Source organism: Nemorincola caseinilytica, assembly GCF_039540515.1.
Classification (GTDB): domain Bacteria; phylum Bacteroidota; class Bacteroidia; order Chitinophagales; family Chitinophagaceae; genus Nemorincola; species Nemorincola caseinilytica.
The window spans coordinates 18,401-40,537 of the sequence record NZ_BAABFA010000007.1 but is presented as its reverse complement, the minus strand read 5'-3'; the positions used below and the strand labels follow the sequence as shown (position 1 = coordinate 40,537).

The 22,137-nt window shown below is 53.6% G+C and carries 21 protein-coding genes and 1 tRNA gene; 14 read left to right on the top strand and 8 right to left on the bottom strand.

Going from position 1 to position 22,137, the window contains the following annotated elements:
* Positions 1–25 precede the first annotated feature (25 nt).
* The 3 genes from ABD843_RS04180 to ABD843_RS04170 are packed head-to-tail and all read right to left on the bottom strand — an operon-like array spanning position 26 to position 2,895.
* Positions 26–1,249 (bottom strand): hypothetical protein, encoded by a 1,224-nt coding sequence (locus tag ABD843_RS04180; protein WP_345078977.1) that lies wholly within the window; start codon positions 1,247–1,249, stop codon positions 26–28.
* Positions 1,249–1,692 carry a Rieske (2Fe-2S) protein gene (locus ABD843_RS04175; protein WP_345078974.1) on the bottom strand — a complete coding sequence of 148 codons (444 nt, stop codon included), beginning with the start codon at positions 1,690–1,692 and terminating at the stop codon, positions 1,249–1,251. Before ABD843_RS04175 ends, ABD843_RS04180 begins: the two co-directional genes overlap by 1 nt.
* Positions 1,693–1,695: 3 nt before the next feature.
* Positions 1,696–2,895: a di-heme oxidoredictase family protein gene (locus ABD843_RS04170; protein ID WP_345078971.1), complete on the bottom strand. Its 1,200-nt coding sequence runs from the start codon at positions 2,893–2,895 to the stop codon at positions 1,696–1,698.
* A gap of 114 nt (positions 2,896–3,009) precedes the next feature.
* Here ABD843_RS04170 and ABD843_RS04165 point away from each other — a divergent pair, with 114 nt between their 5' ends.
* On the top strand, positions 3,010–3,393 hold the full coding sequence (locus tag ABD843_RS04165; RefSeq protein ID WP_345078968.1) for an energy transducer TonB: 384 nt from the start codon (positions 3,010–3,012) through the stop codon (positions 3,391–3,393).
* Here the strand turns inward: ABD843_RS04165 and ABD843_RS04160 are convergent, their stop codons facing one another.
* Positions 3,394–3,894 (bottom strand): hypothetical protein, encoded by a 501-nt coding sequence (locus ABD843_RS04160; protein WP_345078965.1) that lies wholly within the window; start codon positions 3,892–3,894, stop codon positions 3,394–3,396.
* 82 nt (positions 3,895–3,976) lie between these two features.
* Between ABD843_RS04160 and ABD843_RS04155 the strand changes: the two genes are divergently transcribed.
* Positions 3,977–5,011, top strand: coding sequence for a threonine aldolase family protein (locus tag ABD843_RS04155; RefSeq protein ID WP_345078962.1), 1,035 nt, complete (start codon positions 3,977–3,979; stop codon positions 5,009–5,011).
* A gap of 227 nt (positions 5,012–5,238) precedes the next feature.
* Positions 5,239–7,197 carry a M1 family metallopeptidase gene (locus tag ABD843_RS04150; protein ID WP_345078958.1) on the top strand — a complete coding sequence of 653 codons (1,959 nt, stop codon included), beginning with the start codon at positions 5,239–5,241 and terminating at the stop codon, positions 7,195–7,197.
* A 10-nt stretch (positions 7,198–7,207) separates the two neighbouring features.
* Here ABD843_RS04150 and ABD843_RS04145 read toward each other — a convergent pair whose 3' ends face one another.
* From ABD843_RS04145 to mqnB, 3 genes are read right to left on the bottom strand one after another with little or no spacing between them, the layout of a single operon-like run.
* Positions 7,208–8,152: a hypothetical protein gene (locus ABD843_RS04145; RefSeq protein WP_345078956.1), complete on the bottom strand. Its 945-nt coding sequence runs from the start codon at positions 8,150–8,152 to the stop codon at positions 7,208–7,210.
* A 47-nt stretch (positions 8,153–8,199) separates the two neighbouring features.
* A complete protein-coding gene (locus tag ABD843_RS04140; protein ID WP_345078953.1) occupies positions 8,200–9,030 on the bottom strand; it encodes a 1,4-dihydroxy-6-naphtoate synthase in 831 nt (276 codons plus the stop codon).
* A gap of 43 nt (positions 9,031–9,073) precedes the next feature.
* Complete coding sequence (gene mqnB / locus ABD843_RS04135; RefSeq protein ID WP_345078951.1) at positions 9,074–9,697, bottom strand: futalosine hydrolase; 624 nt, start codon at positions 9,695–9,697, stop codon at positions 9,074–9,076.
* A 150-nt stretch (positions 9,698–9,847) separates the two neighbouring features.
* Between mqnB and ABD843_RS04130 the strand changes: the two genes are divergently transcribed.
* From ABD843_RS04130 to ABD843_RS04105, 6 genes are all read left to right on the top strand, one after another.
* On the top strand, positions 9,848–11,842 hold the full coding sequence (locus tag ABD843_RS04130) for a M1 family metallopeptidase (protein ID WP_345078948.1): 1,995 nt from the start codon (positions 9,848–9,850) through the stop codon (positions 11,840–11,842).
* A 21-nt stretch (positions 11,843–11,863) separates the two neighbouring features.
* The gene (locus tag ABD843_RS04125; protein WP_345078945.1) at positions 11,864–12,349 is read left to right on the top strand and encodes a hypothetical protein; all 486 of its coding nucleotides are present in this window, start codon (positions 11,864–11,866) and stop codon (positions 12,347–12,349) included.
* An 80-nt stretch (positions 12,350–12,429) separates the two neighbouring features.
* Positions 12,430–12,506: transfer RNA gene (locus ABD843_RS04120), tRNA-His, on the top strand.
* A gap of 100 nt (positions 12,507–12,606) precedes the next feature.
* Entirely contained in the window at positions 12,607–13,044 is a 438-nt protein-coding gene (locus ABD843_RS04115) for a DUF3127 domain-containing protein (protein ID WP_345078942.1), read from the top strand.
* 16 nt (positions 13,045–13,060) lie between these two features.
* Positions 13,061–14,692, top strand: coding sequence for a DUF4836 family protein (locus ABD843_RS04110; protein ID WP_345078938.1), 1,632 nt, complete (start codon positions 13,061–13,063; stop codon positions 14,690–14,692).
* Positions 14,693–14,830: 138 nt separating this feature from the next.
* Positions 14,831–16,018, top strand: a complete 1,188-nt coding sequence (locus ABD843_RS04105; RefSeq protein ID WP_345078935.1) for a beta propeller repeat protein — start codon at positions 14,831–14,833, stop codon at positions 16,016–16,018.
* Here the strand turns inward: ABD843_RS04105 and ABD843_RS04100 are convergent.
* On the bottom strand, positions 16,015–16,413 hold the full coding sequence (locus ABD843_RS04100; protein ID WP_345078932.1) for an RNA-binding S4 domain-containing protein: 399 nt from the start codon (positions 16,411–16,413) through the stop codon (positions 16,015–16,017). The two genes, ABD843_RS04105 and ABD843_RS04100, sit on opposite strands and share 4 nt — an antisense overlap.
* Before the next feature lie 173 nt (positions 16,414–16,586).
* Between ABD843_RS04100 and ABD843_RS04095 the strand changes: the two genes are divergently transcribed.
* From ABD843_RS04095 to ABD843_RS04075, 5 genes are all read left to right on the top strand, one after another.
* Complete coding sequence (locus ABD843_RS04095) at positions 16,587–17,063, top strand: hypothetical protein (protein ID WP_345078929.1); 477 nt, start codon at positions 16,587–16,589, stop codon at positions 17,061–17,063.
* Between the two features lie 23 nt (positions 17,064–17,086).
* Complete coding sequence (locus ABD843_RS04090) at positions 17,087–18,007, top strand: bestrophin family protein (protein ID WP_345078926.1); 921 nt, start codon at positions 17,087–17,089, stop codon at positions 18,005–18,007.
* Between the two features lie 171 nt (positions 18,008–18,178).
* A complete protein-coding gene (ppk1, locus tag ABD843_RS04085; protein ID WP_345078923.1) occupies positions 18,179–20,254 on the top strand; it encodes a polyphosphate kinase 1 in 2,076 nt (691 codons plus the stop codon).
* Positions 20,254–21,138: a Ppx/GppA phosphatase family protein gene (locus ABD843_RS04080; protein ID WP_345078918.1), complete on the top strand. Its 885-nt coding sequence runs from the start codon at positions 20,254–20,256 to the stop codon at positions 21,136–21,138. Before ppk1 ends, ABD843_RS04080 begins: the two co-directional genes overlap by 1 nt.
* Positions 21,139–21,373: 235 nt before the next feature.
* The gene (locus ABD843_RS04075) at positions 21,374–22,132 is read left to right on the top strand and encodes a DUF4290 domain-containing protein (RefSeq protein WP_345078915.1); all 759 of its coding nucleotides are present in this window, start codon (positions 21,374–21,376) and stop codon (positions 22,130–22,132) included.
* The last annotated feature ends 5 nt before the right edge of the window (positions 22,133–22,137 follow it).

Genomic DNA, 22,137 nt, shown 5'->3' with positions numbered 1-22,137 from the left:
CGACCACACCGGGGTCAAGATATCCCTAAAAATAGCTGGAGAACCCCACCTGGAAACCTGCCGTGCGTGCAGGCGGATTGCCCAGCAGATCGCGCTGCAGGTCGTAGCGGTAGTTGAGGCGCAGCACCGTTTGCGACCCGGGACGCCAGCTTATGGCAGGCACTATGCTCATAAGGTCGTCGCCTATGCTATCGCCGGTCTGGTGGAAGGTGTCCATGTTCCAGTCTACATACTCCAGGCGGCAGGCAATGTTCACTACAGAATGCTCGAAGCCCAGTACCGGTCTCTTCCATATGGGCTGTATGAGGTCTATGAAACCACCCTGCTGCCGTGTACCATATTGCTGGCTGTAGGTAGGGGGCACATCTACATGTACCCATGCCCACTCGGCTATGATGCCGGTACGGGTGCCGGGCAGTGTAGCATTGGCATCTATGGCATAGGTGCGCACACTGCGTTTTATATCCAGCACCATGCCATCATCCTCGAACTTGTTGTACACCCCGCCCATATACGATACGCCCACCTCGGCTATCTTGCGGTGGCGTATGGCCGCTTTTGCGGTCACCAGCGGCATGCCATTATAGCTTTCCTCGAAACGGTCACGGTCCTGCTTGGCCGCGGGCAGAGATGTGCGGCCATTGGCATTGTTGATGATATATCCATTGAAACCATTGGTAAGATAGGCTTCGTATGCAACGGCCCAGTTGTTGCGGAAGCGTTTGCCATAAACACCAAAGCCTACATTGCTCCAGGTGGCAGGCAGCATCTGCGTGGCAGCAATGGGCCTGTCCACGAATTCCCACTTGGGGCCGTCATGGTTCTGGTTAAAGGCGCCTATGGGGTTCATCACTATACCGCCGCGCAGATTCAGCAGGGGATGGAATTCCATATCCAGCGCAGCGAACTCTATGTTTATCTCCTTGGTACCGTCTTCGAACTCTATCTCCGAAAGGAACTTCAGCCTGTGGCCTATACCCGATGCCACGAACAGCGTGACCCGGCGCATCTGGAACTGGTGCCCCTCGCTGATGCCATCGGTACCCAGGTGCTGGTAATTGGCCTCCAGGTAGCCGCCCAGCGCCACCGGCGCCTTGCCCAGCGACAGGAAGGGACGGTTATATACAGCATCCATGTTCAGTTTCAACCCCGTGGTATCTACGGGCTGGCGGCGCAGCAGGGTACTATCTATCTGCGCCTGCGAAGTGAGCGCTGCTATACAAAATATGCCAAGTAGGAATGAACGCATTATGACTGTTTTCTCAGATCAATAAATACCTGCCCGTTGGCCACCGATACCGGGAACGAGCGCAGAGGCAATGTTGCCGGGCCCTGTGTGGCGGTGCCATACCTGTCGAACTCGCTGCCATGTGCCTGGCAGGTAAGCTGGTCGCCGGCAGCCTGCAGCTCTGCCCCCTGGTGGGTACAGCGCATAAGGAGTGCGGTAAATGTGTCGCCCTCTATGTGGTATACACATAGAGGGAACTCTATGGCATCGTGCCGAACGATGAGGTATGGTCTCATGCCTGTTTTGCCGGTCTCGAAATCACTCAGGTTCACCAGCAGGCCACGGCCGTTGAGGGTGCCTTTCACATATTTGCCACCGGCAGCACAGCTTTGCAGCAGAGACGCGCCCAATGCCATGCCTATACAGGTGATACAGCCGGTGCGCAGAAATTCTTTACGGTCCATAGGTCAGAGACTTTCGAGGAATTTAAGCACTTTTTTCTTGTCCGCATCAGGAAGGGCAACATATTTGCTGCGGCTGACGGTAGCCTCGCCCCCATGCAGCAGTATGGCCTCTTCTATACTGTGCGCCCGGCCATCGTGCAGTAGAAAGTACTTGCCACCCTGCGAGTTCATGGACAGGCCCAGTCCCCAAAGGGCAGGTGTACGCCATTCGCTGGTCTTTGCAGTACCCTCGGTATAGCCATCGTCCAGCCCGGGTCCCATATCGTGCATCAGCAGGTCGGTATAGGGGTGGAAGGTCTTGTTCGAGAGTGGGTCTATGGCAGAGTAGCCGGTCTTGAGCTCGGGCTTGTGGCAGCCGCCGCAATCGGCCTGTATGAAGAGCGCCTTGCCCGCTATCACATCGGCATCGCCGGTATGCCGCTGAATGGGGGCTTTGAGGGTCTGCAGGTAAAAGACCACATCCTGCAGCTTCTGCGTGCTTATCTCGGGGTCTATGGCCAGCCCGGTATAGGTATCGTGCGGTTCGTAGACCGATGTGATACCCATATCCTGGTTGTAGGCGGCTGCTGTCTGCTGCAGTAGGTCGTAGGCTCCAGCCTTCTTGCCGAAGCGGCCTATGTATCTGCCGTTGGATGTAGCTGCACCTGCCATGGGCGTAATGTAACTTTTCATATGTACCCAGTTGGGTACACCGCTTATGCCATCGCCGTCCTTATCGTCGGGGTCGGCCATGGCCAGTATATCGTCGTCTGTCACGGCCTCCAGAAAGCCCATACCGGTATTGGCCGGTGGCATAAAGCGCGAGAAGGAAGCACCCGCCGGTATCACCTCGGGCTCGTAGCCGGGTATGGCGCGGTTCTGCAACTGGGGTGCGCCATGTGCCATGTATTCGTTGCCATTGCTATCTACCTGGCCAAAGCGGGTGAGGGTAGTGAAGGGATGACCCTTGCCATCGCCGGCATGGCAACTGCCGCACGATGTGGCCACGAACATGGGCCCAAGGCCGGTCTCTGCCGTGAAAACATCATCGTTGAAAGCTACATCGCCACGCAGGAACATGGCTTTTTGCGCGGGGGTGAGCCCCTCTACCGGGCCATCGAGGATGTTGTCCTCAGCAGGAGCAGCGGGCTCTACCTTTTTACATGCCATAAAGGACAGGTAACCGAAGGCAACGATAGATAATATGGTAATGGTCTGTTTCATTTTGAGAATGATACGGCACAAAAATATAAAATTAGGTAAGACTAACAAAATATTTTTGGAGACTAAAATATTTCTGCCTGTTCTGGATGTGCATCTTCTTCTTACCTTGTAGCTATGAGAGGTCTCTTATTGGTGGCATGTATAGTGGCAGGTATGAATGCACTGGCGCAGGGTGGCGCGTATGACAGGGCGCCGGAGTTTCCGGGTGGTAATGCGGCGCTGGACAAATACCTGCGCGAAAAGCTGGTATACCCCCCAAAGGCAAGCGAGCAGAAGATAGAAGGGCGCGTACTGCTGGGCCTGATAATAGACAAAAAGGGCAAGGTAACGAGCGTGAACGTGATAAAGCATGCACATGCCTTGCTGGACAGCGAGGCGGTACGCGTAGCACGCACCATGCCCCGGTGGAAACCCGCACAAAAGGGTAAGACGAACATAATGGCGCCTGTATCGGTACCGATAGTCTTCAGGCTGGATGCTACCCGGCCGCAAAAATGATCAGTCGATGCCGATGTCGCGGTTGTACATATCTACGGGCATAGTGCCGCTGTAGATCAGCCTGTGTTTTTTAGGGTCGAAGAATTTGATGCGGGCCATCATATCATCTTGCCGCACGGGCTGTACTTCCATAATTACCGAGTGCAGCCGCTTGCGGCCATGCCTTACCTCGGCCTGCCCGGCCGATAGGAGAAAGGTAGCTACTGCCTGGTGCATCATTCTTTCGAACCTGCCGCGGTACTCCTGCCTGTCGGCGTATAGCTCTATGCTGTACTGCCTGTTGGTATCCAGGCCGGAGGAAGGCCCCCAGGTCCTATTGCCTATATCGGCCAGTATCTGCAGGGTACGGTCTATATCCTTTATCTTGAAAGAGAGCCTGTACTCACCGAATAGGACATGCACTTGCGGGCGGGCCCAAAGGTTGTGGAGCCTGACGGTACTTTGCGCCAGCAGCGTACCCGAAAAGAACATAGCGACCACCAATGATAATGAGCGCACCATATGCAGCAGGTAAAAATGGATATGCCAAAGTACGGAAAACGACTAATTTTATTGCCAGACCAAGATAGAGCCACAATAATTTATGAAGAGTTTTGCAAGCGATAACTATGCAGGCGTACTACCCCAGGTGATGGAAGCGCTGCAGCAGGCCAATACGGCACATGCCCGGTCGTACGGGGCAGATGATATAACGGCTCGCACCGTGGCACTGTTCCGCGACCTGTTCGGCGGCAATGCAGAGGTGTTCTTCGTGTTCAATGGGACAGGGGCCAATGTGCTGAGCATCAGCAGCGCTACACATTCTTACAACTCGGTACTGTGCGCAGACACCTCGCATATATACTGCGACGAATCATCGGCACCGGAGACATTTACAGGCTGCAGGTTCTTTCCGCTGGCGGCCAACGAGCATGGCAAACTGGATGCAGAGATAATAGCGCAAAGGCTGATACGCCGTGGAGATGTACACTATGCGCAGGCGGCCATGGTATCGGTAACGCAGGCCACAGAATATGGCACCGTGTATACACAGGCCGAGCTGGAGCCTATAGCGGCCCTGTGCCGCGAGCATGGGCTATACCTGCATATGGATGGCTCGCGCTTCTTCAACGCCGCAGCAGGGCTGGGGTGCAGCCTGGCCGACATAAGCGCCCGGGCGGGAGTGGACATACTATCGCTGGGAGGCACAAAGGCGGGCATGATGTATGGCGAGGCCGTGGTGGTCTTCAACAAAGAGCTGGCAAGACACATAGCCTACAAGCACAAACAGGTGATGCAATTGGCATCGAAGACGCGCTATATAGCAGCGCAATTCGAGGCCATGCTGAAGGACGAGCTGTGGCGCAGTACGGCCGCACATGCCAATGCCATGGCACAGCGGCTGCATGCGGCACTGAGCGCCCACCCGGCAGTAAGGGTGACGAGGCCGGTACAGGCCAATGCAGTATTTGCCGAGATACCCCGCCATTGGTATGAGCCGCTGCAGGAGCACTATCCCTTCTATGTATGGAAGGACAGCACGCACGAGGTGCGCCTGATGTGTGCCTGGGACACGCGCGAGGAAGATATAGCTGCCTTCGCGGCTGCTATAGGGGGCCTCTCCCCGACCCTCTCCTAAGCGCCTTCGCCGTTGGCTATGGCGTACGATGAAGGAGAGGGAGGTGTTACCATAAAGATCAAGTCGCCCTGTGTGCAGCCCCTCCCGGCCTCCCCATTCGGGGAGGTGAGGTCGAGCCTTCATAAAAGGTTGACCGTATATTTAAAAATGCAACTCATATGCCCGATACGATGGCGCATTTGCGTGAAATGCATTAAATTGCTATTATTTATAAATAGTTCCAGGGCATGAAAAGGAAGTTGACCATACTGTGTACAGCCATAATGCTGCTGCTACCCTATCTATCGCGAACAGCGCACGCGGGCAACCCCTGCATGGACAAGAAGAAAGGCCGTGGCAGAACAGCGGTAAAGACCACCGCACTGGGCGACCCTGCCGAGGACAATTATGATATAAAGCATCTGCGCTTTGAGCTGAAGATGACCGACACATCGATATATGTGCAGGGCAATGTGACCACTACGGCACGGGTAGCAGCGACAACAATGAGCGAATATGTCTTTGAACTGAGCAATGCACTGACCATAGATTCGGCCAAGGTAGATGGCGTGACACTACCTGTGACCACTACAGGCAGCATACGCAGGATAACACTGCCTGTGGCCCTGACGGCGGGCACTATGTTCGCTGCGCGCATATGGTACCAGGGCACCCCACCTGCCGGAAGCGGCGGTTTCTTCAATGGCATCACGCACACTGTATCATCAGGGGGCACACATATGGTGTATACCGTGAGCGACCCATGGGTGGCGCTGAACTGGTGGCCCACCAAACAATCAGTACTGGACCAGGCGGATTCGGTAGATATGCTGATAACCGTGCCCGAGAACGTGATGGACGGCAGCACGGGCAAGCTGGTGAACGTGGATATGACCACCATACCCGGCTGGTGGACCTACCATTGGAAGACCAACTACCCTATAGACTACTACCTGATATCGCTGGCGATAGCACGGTACTCGGAGTATAAGAGCTATGCCTATTTTACCGGCAGCAGCGACTCGGTGCTGGTACAGAACTTCTTTATGGACACGGCCAGCTTCAACCCGGCACATAAGGTGAAGTTCGACAGTGTGCGATATATGATAGACTATTTCTCTACCCTGTGGGGCAGGTACCCCTTCTGGCAGGAGAAGTTCGGCATGTGCTTTACCACCCTGACGGGCGGCATGGAGCACCAGAACATGGTGACCATAGGAGTGACCGATGTAGAGACCATAGCCCATGAGCTGGCCCACCAGTGGTTCGGCGATCATGTGACGTACAGGTCCTGGAAAGATATGTGGCTGAGCGAGGGTTTTGCCACTTACTCTGAGCACCTGTACCGCGAGCACTTCCACGGCGCTGGCCCTGCCAAGCAGCGCAGGCAGCAGCACCTGTCATCGGCAGTGGGGCAGGCATGCGGGCGCACCTATATAACCGATACCAGCACCAGCGACAGCCTTTTTACCGCCAACCAGTATACCAAGGCCAGCATCATACTGCATACGCTGCGCTATATGGCGCCGCACGATACCGTATTTTTCAAGACACTGCGAACGTACCAGAGCATGTATAGCTTTGGCAATGCAACGACAGAAGACTTCAAGGCAGTGGCAGAGGCGACGTATGGCATGGACCTCGATACCTTCTTCAACCAGTGGATATATGGCCGTGGTTATCCCATATACCGCACCAAATGGAACCAGGTGGGCAGTACGGTGATAGTGCAGTTGATGCAGTCGCAATCCTGCCCCTCGTATACGAACCACTTCAGCACACCGGTGCAGATACAATTGAGAGCAGGCACGCTGGACACCTTTATAAAAGTGTATAACAATGTAGATACGCAGACGTTCACCTTTGACTGGGCGCCTACCGTAACGAACGTATACCTGAACACCGATGTATGGGTGGTGATGCGGAATATAGGCATTACCAAAGACCCCACGCTGACGGTGGGTATGAACGACATAGAGCACGGCCGCATAAGGATACACCCCAACCCCACCGAGAACTACTGGCAGATAGACCCACTGCCCGAGGAGACCGACATAGCGCTGATGGACATGACCGGCAAAGTACTGTGGGAGGGCAGAACAGGCAAGGGTAGTACCACCATACCGGGAGAACGCCTGCCCAGCGGCACCTACCTGCTGCGGCTGAGCGGCGCTGTGACGGACAATATAAGACTGGTGCGCTGGTAAGCAGGGCCGATCAATAAGCTACATCGAGGCCTGTGTACAGGGCAGGTATAGCGTTCTTATACACCAGGCCGCTGGCCAAATTGATGCGCACATACATCTGAGACGACCAGCCCACACCTGTGCGTGTACTGAGTACATACTCATTGCGGCAGGGGTCGAGGGCGGCAGAGAAATACTCATGGTCTATATAGCCCTGCAGGGTAGCTACCATTGTCTGCGCCTTTGTAGCGGGGTCTTCGCGATAGACCACAGCCCCTGGTGAGCCGTTGATCTTGAGGTAATATAGCTTGCTGTCATTGACATTATAGCGAAGCCCCATGATAGTGCCCCAGCCACCCTGCAATGTATCGGTCACAGATGATGCGGTAGCGCCCGGCATGTAACGCTCCAGGTAAGATACCGACAGGTCGCCGGTGAGGCAGTAGAGAGCGCCGCTGTTGTTATCGGCCGTGATGCCGGTGAGTATGGTGGTGCGGGCCTTTAGCCGTACCAGTTCTGTAACGGAGAACGAACCACCTGAAATGGTCACCTCTCCTACTTTGTTCACCGTATCGTTATATAGGCAGTACAACCTGTTAGTTGCCCTGTTGAACACAATGGCCTGGTAACTGAGCTTCTTTACCGATGCATCGGTAAGGTAAGAGACACTACTGCCCGCAGTGACCCTGCACAGCACATTGCCGGTATAAGAGCCACGTACTGTCTTTATGGTATAATAACAGCTATCGGCATTGCTGAAGGCGCCCTGCTTGCTGAAGGCGGAATTGACAACAGAAACAACGCCTATCTGCCCACCGGCAGTATCTATGAAACCATACTGACCCGCAGCGGCGGTATCGGTGATGTGGATGGCTTCGGAACGAACGCCATAGACCTTGGAGTAGCAGGATGTATCGGTAGGTATGGGGTCGGGGTCCTTCCTGCAGGAGGCGAATGAGAGGATGGTCAACGCCATCAAAAGGGATCTGTTCATTTTCATGATCGTGGTCTATAAACGAAGTGTCAATAAAATATATTGTCGTTGGCAGAGTAGGGTATGAGGCCAGCCTCCTTTGCTTTGCTGAACAGGGTGGCTATCGCGTTGCGGCCTGTGTCGCCCAGGTCGGTAGTATAGCTGTTCACATACAGGTCTATATGCTTGCGCATCACCTCTTCTTCCATTTCCTGTGCATTCTCCTTCACGAACTGCGATAGCTGCGGGTAACGCTGCCAGGATAGCTCAAGGCTTTTGCGGATGATACCATCGACGGTGGCGCAGAGCTCTGCACCCAGGTCGCGCCGCATGACTATGCCACCCAGCGGTATGGCCGCGCCCGTAGCCTGCTCCCACCAGTCGCCCAGGTCGGCCAGCTTTATGAGCCCCTTCTGCGCATAGGTGAAGCGGCTTTCGTGAATGATGAGGCCTGCATCGTAGCGGCCATCCAGCACGGCGGCCTCTATGTCGCTGAAAAGCAGCTCGGTCTTGTTCTTTGCCTGCGGGTATGCCAGCGACAGCAGCAGGTTGGCCGTGGTCTTTATACCCGGTATGGCTATGCTGTGCTCGTGCAGGCGGGCCATGTCCAGCGGGTGGCGGGCCACCAGCAGCGGCCCTACACCCTGCCCAAGCGCACTGCCGCTATGCAGCAGCGCATAGCGGTGCACAGTATGCAGAAAGGTACTGTAGCTGAGCTTGGTGATATGCAGCCTGCCATCCATGGCCCATTGGTTGAGGGTCTCTACATCTTCCATTACATACTCGAAGGTGATACCATGCGTATCTACCCCACCATTTACCATGGCATCGAATATGAAAGTATCATTGGGACATGGGCTGAACCCAAGCGTTAGTTTCATCTGAATGTCTTTTTGCCAGTGCAAAGGTAACGAGCAATACGCATCAGGCAGTGCGGGTATATTCTATGAGCCAGTTGTTTAGAGCTATAATGGCATCCTTCATCTTCCACTGGCTTTTATCGCGGGGAATGACGTAGTTGGATATGGCCCTCACCTGTGCGAATGGTACGCCCTCCTGCAGGCATACATAGTGAAAGGCAGCGCCTTCCATGCTTTCTACCTGGCAGCCCTGGGTGCGCCTGCGCGCTATAGTGGTGGCATTACCGCTTACGGTATTGACCGTGAGGCCACTTACCTGTCGCAGCGATATACCGCTGTGCATGGCCGATAACGGGTTGCGCAGCATGCCTTCGGTATGTGGGTGATCGTTGCGGCCCAGCAGGCCGAGGCCGTAGATGTCGATATACTCATCATGGTCTTCGGCACCGAGGTCGCCATAGGTATCGGCGGTAACGAATACCACCTCGCCAAGGGGTATGCTTTCATCGAAACTACCCCCTACACCGGCCTGTATCACGAGGTCGTAACGGGTAGTGGCCAGCCTGCGGGTAAGGGCATATGTGGTAGCTACCATACCTACGCCTGTTATCAGTACATCGGCATCGGGGCACTGCGCTAGGAAGGGCGCTATCTCTGCCGCTGTGGCAGCAACTACAAGCAGCTTCATGGTGCAATGTTACTGCCTTTATGGATGCATTTCAATTCTTTGCGCACATGCCTCACCCCTGCCCGGCATGTGGCGGCCGGGAATACCCGGGGGTGAGGAAAAAGGGCATTTATGGAAAAAGGCTTAGTTTTAGCGCACAAACAGATATAGATGAATATAAGAAGTGTATGGGCCTTTGTGGCGGGTGCAACGCTGGTATGCAGTAGCGTACAAGCACAGGTGAACAGGCATGAATGGCAATGCCATGTTGCAAAAAGCCGTATGGGCCAGCATGAGCATGGCACCGCAGGCAAACCCACAGTGGCCAGCGTGGAAGAGGATAAATATGATGTGAAATATGTGAAGCTGGACATAAGCATGAGCAATGTGACCACTGCACTGGGTGGTAATGTGATGACCACGGCAAAGGTGACAGCGCCGGCGCTGACGACCTACGTCTTTGAGCTGGAGCCGCCGCTGGTGATAGATTCGGTAAAGGTAGATGGTGCGCTCTGCCCCTACACATCGGTGGGAGATGTGCATACGGTATCGCTGCCTGCTCCATTGAGCATGGGTACACTCTTCACTGCGCAGGTATACTATCATGGTATACCGGTATCGGGTACCAACTTCAGCGCGAAGGGCATAAATGCATTGCGGTCGCCAAGCTGGGGCAACTGGGCCACATTTACCCTAAGCGAATCTTACAGGGCCAGGGAGTGGTGGCCCTGCAAGCAGTCGTTGACGGACAAGATAGACTCATCGGACATATGGATAACGGTAGATGACTCGCTGAAGGCAGGCAGCAATGGCGTGCTGCAGGCGGTGACCCACCTGGGCGGCGGCCGCGACCGCTACGAATGGAAGGAGCGTTATCCCATAGACTACTACCTGATATCGGCAGCGGTGGGCAAGTATGTGGATTACTCATACTACATGCATTTTACCGGCAGCCCCGACTCTATGCTGATACAGAACTATGTATATGACAATCCCGCCACGCTGCCCAACTTCAAGAACGTGATAGACAGTACGGGCATACAGGTGAACTTCTTCAGCCAGTATTTTGGCCGCTACCCCTTCTGGAAAGAGAAATATGGGCACTGTATGGGGCCGCTGAGCGGTGGTATGGAACACCAGACCATGAGCACCATGGGCTTCTTTGAAAGCTGGCTGGTGGCACATGAGCTGGGTCACCAGTGGTTCGGCGATAATGTGACCTGCGCCACCTGGCAGGATATAGTTATGAACGAAGGCTTTGCCAGTTACTGTGAGTATATGTACCTCGATGCGTTTCGCGGTCATGCCGTGGCCACTGCCGATATGGTAGAGCGCCAGAAGAACGTACTGAGCGAGTTGAGCGGTTTCATATATGTGGATGATACCACCAGCGAGCCGCGCATATTCAGCAGCCGTCTTACCTATGACAAGGGCGCCTGTATGGTGCATACGCTGCGCCATGTGTTCAATGACGATACCCGTTTCTTCGACCTGCTGAGGGGATGGCAAACGGCCATGCGCGATAGCGTGGGCACGGTAGTAGATCTCCGCGAACTGGCGAAGGTGATGTATGGAGGAGAGATCAACGGCATCAGCCTGGATACTTTCTTCAACCAGTGGGTATTTGGCGAAGGCCATCCCATATATACCGCTACCTGGAACAGGATAGGGAACGATGTATATGTGAACCTGCAACAGACCACGAGCAAGCCATCATCGGTACTGCCCTTCAAGGTGCCGCTGGAGCTGCGCCTGCGCTCTGCTGCAGGAGATACCACCATACGCATACTGAACGATCAGGAGACACAGTTGCTGCACTTTACCTGGAGCAAGAACATGAACGGCCTGGCCATAGACCCCAACCACTGGCTGATAGATAGTGTGACCAGCATAACAAAGGATGTGACACTGGGTGTGGAAGGTGTTATAGCCAATACCATAAGTGTACAGCCCAATCCCTCATCCACTGCATGGGCAATATATGGCCTGCCTGCGAACTGTAGCATTACCCTTACCGATATGACCGGCAGAGCCCTGTATGCTACCCGCAATGGCAGTGATACCCGCAGGGAGATACCCGCCACCACACTTGCCCCCGGCATGTACCTGCTGCATGTAACTAACACGAGTGGCAGCGAACGGGTGCTGAAGGTGGTAAAAGAATAGCGATAACAGTAATGGGATGCAATGAGAAAGCTATGGCTATTATGCGCGGGCATGCTGCTGCTGGCGGCATGTAAGGACCATACCGCGCTATCAGAGCGGCAGCGTGCCGAGGTGAGCGGCGAGGTGAAGACCATGCTGTACAAGTACTGCGCCGATGTAAAGGCACGCGGCCTGCATGCGGAATATGATCATATAGACAATTCGGGCGAGTTCTTCTGGGTGCCGCCGGGTGCGACAGCGCCGCTTTGCTTCGATACGGTGATAAGCATGATAGGGCGCAATGCCGGCATGTACAAAGATGTGAACAACACCTTCGACACGCTGGTGGTGACACCCCTGACCACCAGACTGGCGGCATATAGCGCGCGCATACGGTCGGCAACTACGGACACGGCCGGGAAATATGTAGTAGTATACCTGGTAGAGACCGGAACTGTGATAAAACGCAAGAACGGCTGGAAACTGCTGTGCGGGCAGACATCAGTATGCCCGATGCGGGCAGAGTGATGATGAAAAAAAATATTGGTGCAAGTATATTTGAGGCGGCAAATTTCCTTACCTTTGCCGTCCTAATTATCACGGGGATGGAGGCTATAGCTCAGCTGGTTAGAGCATCAGATTGTGGTTCTGAGGGTCGAGGGTTCGAACCCCTTTAGCCTCCCCAAAACATTCGGTAATAAAAAAGTGCTTTTCTGGAAGCACTTTTTTTATTACCTTACGGGTCGGATACTGAAAATTTGGTTTAATTATTAAAAAGTAGAAAAATGAGTTTAGAAGTAACAGGTAAATTACTGGTAAAGTATGACGCACAGCAGGTGAACGACAAGTTCAGGAAACGTGAGTTCGTGATAGAACTGGCCGAAGAGATAAATGGTAATGTGTATACGAACTTCGCCAAACTGCAATTGGTACAGAACAAATGCGATATAATAGACAGGTTCAATGTGGGTGATGCAGTGAGGGTGAGCTTCAATATAAAGGGTAACTCATATGTAGATAAGAAAGACGGAACTACCAAATACATAACCAACCTGGACGCATGGCGTGTAGAAAGCGCTACTGCCGCACCGGTGAACAATGGCGGCCAGCCAGCGCCTGCATACAACAATGCCCCTGCGGGCAATGCGGGTAACGGCTATAGCAGCGCCCCCGCATACAATGCACCGGCATCGTCGCAGACAGTGGACGATCTGCCGTTCTAACCAAAAGGATCTGCTCATGCACAGGAAGGGCCGAAGCTCCATATTGTTGTGTGTCGTTCTGATACTGGTACTGGGCGCCTGTAGCCGGGTACCCGACAATGCGAAGTACATACCTGCCGATGCTACGGCGGTGGCGGGTATAAACCTGAGGTCGCTGAGCAAGAAGATAGCCTGGAACCTGATAACAGGCAGCAAACTGTATAAAGAGATGCAAAAGCGGATGTCTGCACAGGGCTCTGCCGATGCGATGAAAGGTATTGAGAACGCCGGTATCGACGTTTCCAATACCTTTTATATTTATACGCGGTCGGACACGCGCTTTGCCGGCGGCAACCTGATGGTGGCCCTGGTGCCACTGGCCGATGCCGGGCGATGGGAGGCCTATGTGAAACAGGTGTTCGACGGTACACCCATACAGGTGAGGCAGGACCGCAAGGAGGCCGCACCCGGCGAGGGCATGTATGTAGGATGGACGAACGACCTGCTGATAATAATAAACGGTACCATGGCCGAGGGCAGCGAGAACGATGCCGCCCAACTGATAGCCGCAGAGATGGCAAGGGCCTTCATGGTGCCATCGGGCAGCAATATAGTGGGCAACAGCCGTTTTGCAGCGCTGGCAAAGGGCGGGTACGACCTGTCGTTCTGGCTGAACTACGGCAGCCTGATAACCGACCTGACGGGCGATGTGAGCGTGGACCTGAACGGCGTATCGCTATCGTCGGCAGTGTGGAGGGATGCAGTGCTCACCGCCGGTTTCGACTTCAAGAAAGGAAAGATAAGCGGGGCCGTGAACTACTACCTGCCCGCGCAGGTAGAGGAGGCCACCAAAGACTTTGGTACCGTAAGGACGGACAAAGACCTGCTGGACAGGCTGCCGAAGAAGGACCTGGACATGCTGGTATCGATGCATATATCGCCGGCGGGGGTGAAGACCCTGCTGGAGAAAGTAGGCCTCTTCGGCCCGGCCAATGTGGGGCTTACCACCCAGGGGCTGGATATGGACTATGTACTGGGCGCCTTTACCGGCGATATGGTGATAGCGATGAACAACTTCAGCCTGCGGACAGAGACGCTGAAGGAAGATTTTATGGGGCAGGAAGTAGCATACCGCAGGCAGCGTGCCACCATGAACATGACCTATGCAGTGAAAATAGGGAACCCCGACAATTTTGCCCGCCTGTTGGAAATGACCGCAGGTACCCAGATGCAAAGGAGTGGCAGCGGCTATGTGTTCCCCCTGACGACGGACGACAGCCTGCACCTGCAGATGAGCAGGGAATATGCGGTGATGTCGAACAGGCACGAATATGCCGAGGGCATACTGGATGGCAGGTACAAGGGAGACAAAATGCCCCGGGAAGCGGCCGACAAGGCATATGACAACCCCTTTGCGATATGTGTGGATATAAAGCAGATGCTGGGTAAGGTAGACCCTGCCATAAGTAGCTCGCCGAGAGACTCTGCCATAATAGCCGAGAGCAAAAAACTGCTGGACAATGTGACCCTGTACGGGGGCAACTATATAGATAATGCCTACAAATTCGACCTGGAGATAAACTTTGCCGATAAGGACGAGAACAGTATACTGGAGCTCATAGACTTCGGGATGAGGATGAACGACCTGAGCAACATACCCGACAGGTAGGCGGCTGCGTCTGTAAAAGGCCGTAGATCAAAAAAATGGGGCCTCTTCCATACGATCCCGGTTATTTCTTCGTCCTTTATATATTCTCGGTATAATAATTATCTTTGTTAACTTACATTTACAGACAAACTGATAAGCATGCGCAGGTCATCCCTATATTCTTTTTGCTTTCTAACTGCGGCCATAGTAGCCGGTGTGTACAGTTGTAAAAAAACGACGGGTATAGACAATAATAATGTCATTACTACTCCCTTCAGCCTTTATTTCTCAGATATGGGCGGGGCGCTTTACCACACCAACGATGGCAGGAACTACAGCGGTATGGGATTCCCGCCGGATGGCAAGCCTTGCCGCTCGCTGGTGACATCGGGTGGCAATATACTGTGGGCGAAGAATCACCTTTACTACAGCAACAACAATGGCAGGAACTTCAACCTGACGTACGACTCGCTGGTGGCATTCCCTACAAAGCTGTGCAATGGCGACAGCATGAACCTGAACCAGAGCATGCTGATAAACATAACTGCATGGGGCAACCGTGTGTACACTGTAAGCCAGTCGCAGAACACCGACAAGAACTGGCTGGGCGTACTGTACAGCGACAACTTCGGTAACCCGCGTACATGGGCGCTGGATGGCTCTTATGATACCGTAGAGACCGGCAGGCTGCCCGTGAGGATGTTCTCATACACCTTCCTGGCCAATGGCAAGTTGTGCGGGCTGGCCTACTCGGGCCCGGCAGATGGCGACAACTTCCATGTGCGCAACTTTGTGAAAGAAGGCAAGGATGAGACCGTATATGCCAACAGGTGGCGCGAAAAGACCGCCAACCCCGACAATATAGCCTATATATACAAAGGCAACCTATCGGGCACACCGCTGCCGCCATTTGGCGCTACCCATGTAGATACCAGCTACTTTACCCTGGGCCATATGAACAACAGGCTGATAGCTATAGATGCCAGGTGCAACTATGGCGCATGGTATAGCGATGACCTGGGCGCCAACTGGACACAGTATAGCGGCCTGCCCGATAATACACCACTGCTGTGCATAGAGTCGCCCTTTGAGGAGGTGTGCCTGGTAGGTACAGCAGGCAAGGGCCTGTATATACTGAACCTGCATACCGGCGCCTGGGAGGCCAACAACAATGGCCTGGCCAGCGGCACTACGGTGAGGGGCATAGCAGGCAAGAAGAACGTATTCAAGAACGGATCGGTACGGAAATTCATATACCTGGCCACAAGCAATGGTATATATGAAAGCTCTGATGGCGGGCACAACTGGGTGCAGACCATACCGGGCAACTATGCCGCAGTATATTAAACATCTGTGCTTTCGGGCACATCGTTCATAAGATCGTCCAGGTCGCGCCGCTGTTTCTTAGTGGGGCGGCCTGTTTTACTTAGGCGCTTTCCGGTATAGAAGCTGGATGTAGTGGCGGCGTTCAGTACCTTATCTTCCTCGGGTGTGATATCTATATAGTGTTTTATGGCCTCGGGGTATGCTACTCTGTTGTGCAGCAGTGCGGTCACCTCTATGGTCTTGCGGCCTTCAGGCGTGCGTACCTGGTAGCGGTCGCCTACCGATACCGTGCGCGATGGCTTTACGGCAGCGCTGTTCATCTTTACCTTGCCGCTATCTATGGCCTCGGTGGCCTGGGTGCGTGTCTTGAACAGTCTTATGGCCCAAAGGTATTTGTCTAGCCGGGGTCTTTCCATGATGCAAAAATACGAAACGGCGGCACCACTGCGGCCGGCCGGCATCGGCCTGTGGGGGATGAATGTTTCTAATGTTGCTCTAATGAATGTTTTATCACTATCTAATTTGATGTTTAGGGGTGGCTAATACCGTGGGTGCATCTTTGCCACAGAACCAAAACAGTATAATAGCTATGAAAAACGTGTTGATACCATCGGACCTGACACCAGTATCTGCCGAGCTGGCAGGCCGTGTAGCGAGAGCTATAGACGACAGAGTGAACATCTTTCTTTTTCACGCATTCGACATACCTGACAGCCTGGTAGATGCCATGGTGCGTATGGGTGGTGGCGGCCATTATGGCTTCATAACCGAGGAGCTGCGCCTGAAATGCCGCAAAGTGAAAAAACAGACCGGCAATATAGATAACATAAGCTTTGGCATTATGTATGGCTCTACCGATGTTGCCTTCCGCAACTATGCCGAGGCGAACAGGATAGACCTGATAGCGCTGCCGGAGGGCTATCGTTTCATACCGCTGGTAAGAGACAGTGTGAACCCGCTGCGCATGTTCAAAAGATCGGGAATAGAGATAATGACCGACCTGAGACCGGTAACAAGCCCGGTAACGGCCACTGCAAAAGAAGTGGCCGAAGTAGGAACGATATAAATAACCCTGTAAAACCGAAAGAGATGCTGCTGAAAGAGAAGATACCGTTCCATTATACATTTGGGAAGATAAAGTACGAAGTGATGGGCGTGCTGGCCTATTCTATACTGGTATGGATAATGTACCATAACTTCCACTTTGTGCGGATAGCCATACCGCTGTCGGTGCCTGCCATGCTGGGCACGGTGATATCGCTGCTGCTGGGCTTCAGGTCGAACCAGGCCTATGACCGCTGGTGGGAGGCACGCCATATATGGGGTGCCGTAGTGAACGACTCGCGCACTGTGGCCCGCCAGATGCTCTGCTTCCTGGACAAGGAATACAAGGACGAAGCGATAGAGCAGTTCAGGAACCGCTTTGTGAACAGGCAGATAGCCTGGACCTACAGCTTGGGCCAGCACCTGCGCGGCCGCAATGCCCTGCAGGGACTGGAAAAGTGGCTGGACAAGAGCGATATGGACTACTTGGCCGGGTATACAAACAAGCCCGCCGCCATGCTGAACCTGCATGCCCGCGATATAACCATAGCCATGCGCGAGGGCTGGCTGAACCGCTACCAGCAGGTAGAGCTGGACCGTACGCTATCGCGCCTGTGCGACTCGCAGGGCAAGGCCGAGCGTATAAAGAACACTGTATTCCCATCTACCTACAGCCTGTACATACACTTTTCGCTGCTGCTGTTCATAGGGCTGCTGCCCTTTGGCCTCATAGACTTCTTTGGCTGGGCCGAGATACTGGTAGTGACCGCTATATCGGCCTGCTTCCTGCTGATAGAGAAGATGGCCATACACCTGCAAGATCCCTTTGACAACAAGCCTACCGATACCCCGGTGACCACCATTGCCGGGAATATAGAGCGCGATCTGAAACAGATGATACGCGAACCCCTGATGGCAGATGTGACCATGGCCATAAGGGAAAAAGAGACCTTTTTCGTGATGTAGAGGATGAATAAAGATCAGCCTGTGGCTTCGCGCCGCGGGCTGCTTTATTCTAATATCCTTCCCAATATTAATTTTATGTAAAATCACCATTACCTTGCGTATGGTGGTAAGATGCCAGCGTATATGGCAGTATTTTCGCGCCACCATCAGGATGCCTGATATATACTGTATATGCAGAAGAACCCGAAACAGACGATAATACGCGATCTAAGCTGGCTGGCATTCAATGCGCGTGTGTTGCAGGAGGCCAACGATCCGGAGAACCATATACAGGACAGGATCAAATTCCTGGGTATCTTCTCGAACAACCTGGACGAATTCTTCAGGGTGCGCGTGGCCACCCTGAACAAGATGGTGATGCTGGGCAAGGCCGCGAAAGTGCACCTGGAGAGCAACCCCGCCAAGATACTGAAGAAGATACAGCAGACGGTGCTGACGCAGCAGCAGGAGTTCGATGCATCGTACTCGGACATAATACGCGAGCTGGAGCAGCAACACATACTCATCAAGAACGAGAAGCAGCTATCAAGGCCGCAGAAGGAGTTCGTGTCCAAGTACTTCGAGGAGAAGGTGAGGACGCAGATCATACCACTGATGATAGAATCGATACCGCAGATGCCGCTGCTGCGCGACAAATCGATATACCTGGCCTGTGTGCTGGGCAAGACCAGCGAATCGATGGCGCAGCGCTATGCGCTGATAGAGATACCTACGAAGGTATTGCCGAGGTTCGTGATAATGCCATCGGAGAAGGGGAGTACGGACATCATACTGCTGGAGGATATCATACGGTACAACCTGCCCATGCTGTTCGCCCCGTTCGGGTTCGACAGGTTCATGAGCTATATCATAAAGGTGACGCGCGATGCCGAGCTGGAGACCGACAATGATGTGAACACCAACCTGATAGACGATCTGGAAAAAGGTCTGAAGAACCGCAAGAAGGGCCGCGCCACGAGGTTCGTATACGACAGGCAGATAGATACCACACTACTGAACTACCTGGTGCAGCGGCTGGGGCTGACCAAGAAGGACAACCTGATACCGGGCGGGCGCATACACAACTTCAAGGATTTCATAGACTTTCCATCGTCTATATTCAGGAACCAGAGGGTAAGGCCCAGGCCCATGGTACACCCGCTATTGCAGCAGCCATGCCGCATAATGGATGTGATACAGAAGCGCGATGTGATGCTGCACCTGCCCTACCACTCGTTCGACTCGGTGATAGACCTGCTGCGCGAGGCGGCCATAGACCCGTTCGTGCAGAGCATACGCATAGCCCTCTACCGTGTGGCCAGGAATTCGAAAATAGTGAACGCCCTCATAAATGCCGTGCGCAATGGAAAGCAGGTGACAGTGGTGCTGGAGCTACGGGCCCGCTTTGACGAGGAGGCCAATATGCGCTGGAAGAACCTGCTGGAAGAGGAAGGCGTAAAGGTGCTGCTGGGCATACCCAATATGAAGGTGCATGCCAAGATATGCGTGATAAAGAAGCGCGAGTTCAACAAAACGATACAGTATGGCTTTGTGAGCACCGGCAACCTGAACGAGAACACGGCCACATACTATGGCGACCATACCCTGCTCACCACCGACCGGACCATAATAGCGGATATGAACCGCATCTTCGACCATATAGAGAACCCGGTGAAGAAGGCAGGCGCGTTAAAGGCATGCAAGACACTGGCGGTATCGCCGGTGAGCATGCGCAGCGTGATGCTGGCCAATATAGAAAAGCAGATAAAGCTGGCAAAACGTGGCAAGCCTGCCGCTATGATAATAAAGCTGAACAGCCTTGTGGACCAGGTGCTCATAGACCGGATATATGCCGCTGCCAGGGCAGGGGTGAATGTGCAGATGGTGATACGCGGTATATGCTGCGCCTATACCGAGCTGAAGGGCATAAAGGGATCGCTGAGGGCGATAAGCATAATAGACGACAACCTGGAGCATGCGCGGGTGCTGATGTTCGGGACGGGGAAGGATATGCACGTATACATATCATCGGCCGACTGGATGGTGCGCAACATAGACCACCGCATAGAGGCGGCCTGTCCTATTAAAGATGAGAAGATACGGCAGGAGCTGACAGATATTTTGCACATACAGCTTGCAGAGAACGTGAAAGGCCGTATCTTGGATAATGAACAAAGTAACAATTATGTTCAGCCGCAGAAGAAAGAGGTGCTGGTACGCTCGCAGGAGGCCATATACAGGTATTTACAAGGGAAAAGCTATCAATAATGGTACTGGCGGCTATTGACATAGGGTCTAATGCCGCGCGACTGCTCATAAGCGAGGCATCGGTGTACAAGGATGGAACGGTAGACTTCACAAAGCTGTGCCTGCTGCGCATACCGCTGCGCCTGGGCTTCGATGTATTCGACAAAGGGTATGTGAGCGAGCTGAAGAAAAAGAAACTGATAGACACGCTGAGGGCATACAAGATACTGATGGATATCTACAACGTAGAGGCCTTCAGGGCATGTGCCACATCGGCCATGAGGGATGCCAGCAATGGCCGAGAACTGCTGGCCGCTATACTGAGCGAGACCGGCATACAGGTGGACATAATAACCGGCCAGTACGAGGCCGCTGTACTATACGAAACGCATATAGCCGAGAACCTGAGCAGCAACAAGGCCTACATGTACATAGATGTGGGCGGCGGCAGCACCGAGGTAACGATGTATGCACAGAACCATACCATTTTCAAAGAATCGTTCAACATAGGTACCATACGCCTGCTGCACAACAAGGTGACAGAAGAGCAGTGGGACCATATGAAGTGGTACATAAAGACCTATACGCGCGGGCACCACCCCATAGAGGCCATAGGCACGGGTGGCAACATCAACAAGATATTCTCTATCTCGAAACGGAAGGAGGGCAAGCCACTGCCACTGGAGCTGCTGAAGGACTACCACAAGGAACTGAGCAATACCACGCTGGAGGAGCGCAAACACCTGTACCAGTTTCGGGACGACCGTGCCGATGTGATAGTACCTGCGCTGCAGATATATACATCGGTGATGCGCTGGGCCGAGGCCGATGAGATATATGTACCCAAGATAGGCCTGGCAGATGGCCTGATAAAGATGCTGTACAACGAACGGAAGGACAAATAGAGAGCGGGGAGCGAAGAGAGAGTGTGAGAGTGGGGAGAGTGCCTCATATTGCTGTTTGGGCGATAATACCTATATTTGCTAAAGGACCCATCCCACGGTGATCAGGCGCCTGTCCTACTCTGGCCGCTTCACCAGCTTTTTTCAACGGTCCCATTATTTCTTTAATGAACTACTCCCGTGGCTGCATATGCATTTGTGCATTGGCCTGATGGGAGACCAAAAAGACAAATATAAAATGGAATATAATACTACGCGCAGCAAGATGCTGATGCCGGAATATGGGCGCAATGTGCAGAAGATGGTGGAATATCTGATGGGTATAGAAGACCGCCAGAAGCGACTGCAGCAGGCCGAGATAATAATAGAGCTGATGGGCACGCTGAACCCCCACCTGAAGACCATAGAGGATTACAAGCATAAGCTGTGGGACCACCTCTTCCAGATGACGGAGTTCAAGCTGGATGTGGACGGGCCATACCCATGCCCCACGCCGGAATCGATCTTCAAAAGGCCGGAAGTGCTGCCATATCCGCAGGGACCGATAAAGCACAGGCACCTGGGCAAGAACATACAGGGCCTGCTGAACCGTGCTATGGAAGAGACCAACGAGGAAAGGAAACATGGCCTCACACAGGCCGTGGGCTACTACATGAAGCTGGCCTATGGCAACTGGCACAAGGAACCCGTGCATGACGATATGATAAAGAACGAGCTGGCCGAGATAAGCGGCGGCCTGCTGAAGTACGAGACCGGCGGCTACAGGGTACACTTTGACATTACGCCGCAGAACAACAATAACAACAACCGCAACTTCAAGCAGCGGAACAACAATAACAACAACCGCAACTTCAAGGGCAACAACCAGGGTGGCCAGCGGGGCAACAACTTCAACAACAGCAACCCCAACGCCTTTGGCAATAACAACAATAACAACAACAACTTCAACAAGAACCGCAAGTTCAAGAACAAGAACAAGGGGCAGCAGGGGCAATAGCCTGC

Coding starts and splice junctions, on each gene's coding strand:
- ABD843_RS04160 (WP_345078965.1), bottom strand. CDS start 3,894: ATGGTGCGCTCATTATCATTGGTGGTCGCTATGTTCTTTTCGGGTACG.
- ppk1 (WP_345078923.1), top strand. CDS start 18,179: ATGCAGAAGAACCCGAAACAGACGATAATACGCGATCTAAGCTGGCTG.
- ABD843_RS04115 (WP_345078942.1), top strand. CDS start 12,607: ATGAGTTTAGAAGTAACAGGTAAATTACTGGTAAAGTATGACGCACAG.
- ABD843_RS04140 (WP_345078953.1), bottom strand. CDS start 9,030: ATGAAACTAACGCTTGGGTTCAGCCCATGTCCCAATGATACTTTCATA.
- ABD843_RS04105 (WP_345078935.1), top strand. CDS start 14,831: ATGCGCAGGTCATCCCTATATTCTTTTTGCTTTCTAACTGCGGCCATA.
- ABD843_RS04155 (WP_345078962.1), top strand. CDS start 3,977: ATGAAGAGTTTTGCAAGCGATAACTATGCAGGCGTACTACCCCAGGTG.
- mqnB (WP_345078951.1), bottom strand. CDS start 9,697: ATGAAGCTGCTTGTAGTTGCTGCCACAGCGGCAGAGATAGCGCCCTTC.
- ABD843_RS04110 (WP_345078938.1), top strand. CDS start 13,061: ATGCACAGGAAGGGCCGAAGCTCCATATTGTTGTGTGTCGTTCTGATA.
- ABD843_RS04170 (WP_345078971.1), bottom strand. CDS start 2,895: ATGAAACAGACCATTACCATATTATCTATCGTTGCCTTCGGTTACCTG.
- ABD843_RS04080 (WP_345078918.1), top strand. CDS start 20,254: ATGGTACTGGCGGCTATTGACATAGGGTCTAATGCCGCGCGACTGCTC.
- ABD843_RS04090 (WP_345078926.1), top strand. CDS start 17,087: ATGCTGCTGAAAGAGAAGATACCGTTCCATTATACATTTGGGAAGATA.
- ABD843_RS04100 (WP_345078932.1), bottom strand. CDS start 16,413: ATGGAAAGACCCCGGCTAGACAAATACCTTTGGGCCATAAGACTGTTC.
- ABD843_RS04075 (WP_345078915.1), top strand. CDS start 21,374: ATGGAATATAATACTACGCGCAGCAAGATGCTGATGCCGGAATATGGG.
- ABD843_RS04145 (WP_345078956.1), bottom strand. CDS start 8,152: ATGGCGTTGACCATCCTCTCATTCGCCTCCTGCAGGAAGGACCCCGAC.
- ABD843_RS04125 (WP_345078945.1), top strand. CDS start 11,864: ATGAGAAAGCTATGGCTATTATGCGCGGGCATGCTGCTGCTGGCGGCA.
- ABD843_RS04130 (WP_345078948.1), top strand. CDS start 9,848: ATGAATATAAGAAGTGTATGGGCCTTTGTGGCGGGTGCAACGCTGGTA.
- ABD843_RS04175 (WP_345078974.1), bottom strand. CDS start 1,692: ATGGACCGTAAAGAATTTCTGCGCACCGGCTGTATCACCTGTATAGGC.
- ABD843_RS04095 (WP_345078929.1), top strand. CDS start 16,587: ATGAAAAACGTGTTGATACCATCGGACCTGACACCAGTATCTGCCGAG.
- ABD843_RS04165 (WP_345078968.1), top strand. CDS start 3,010: ATGAGAGGTCTCTTATTGGTGGCATGTATAGTGGCAGGTATGAATGCA.
- ABD843_RS04150 (WP_345078958.1), top strand. CDS start 5,239: ATGAAAAGGAAGTTGACCATACTGTGTACAGCCATAATGCTGCTGCTA.
- ABD843_RS04180 (WP_345078977.1), bottom strand. CDS start 1,249: ATGCGTTCATTCCTACTTGGCATATTTTGTATAGCAGCGCTCACTTCG.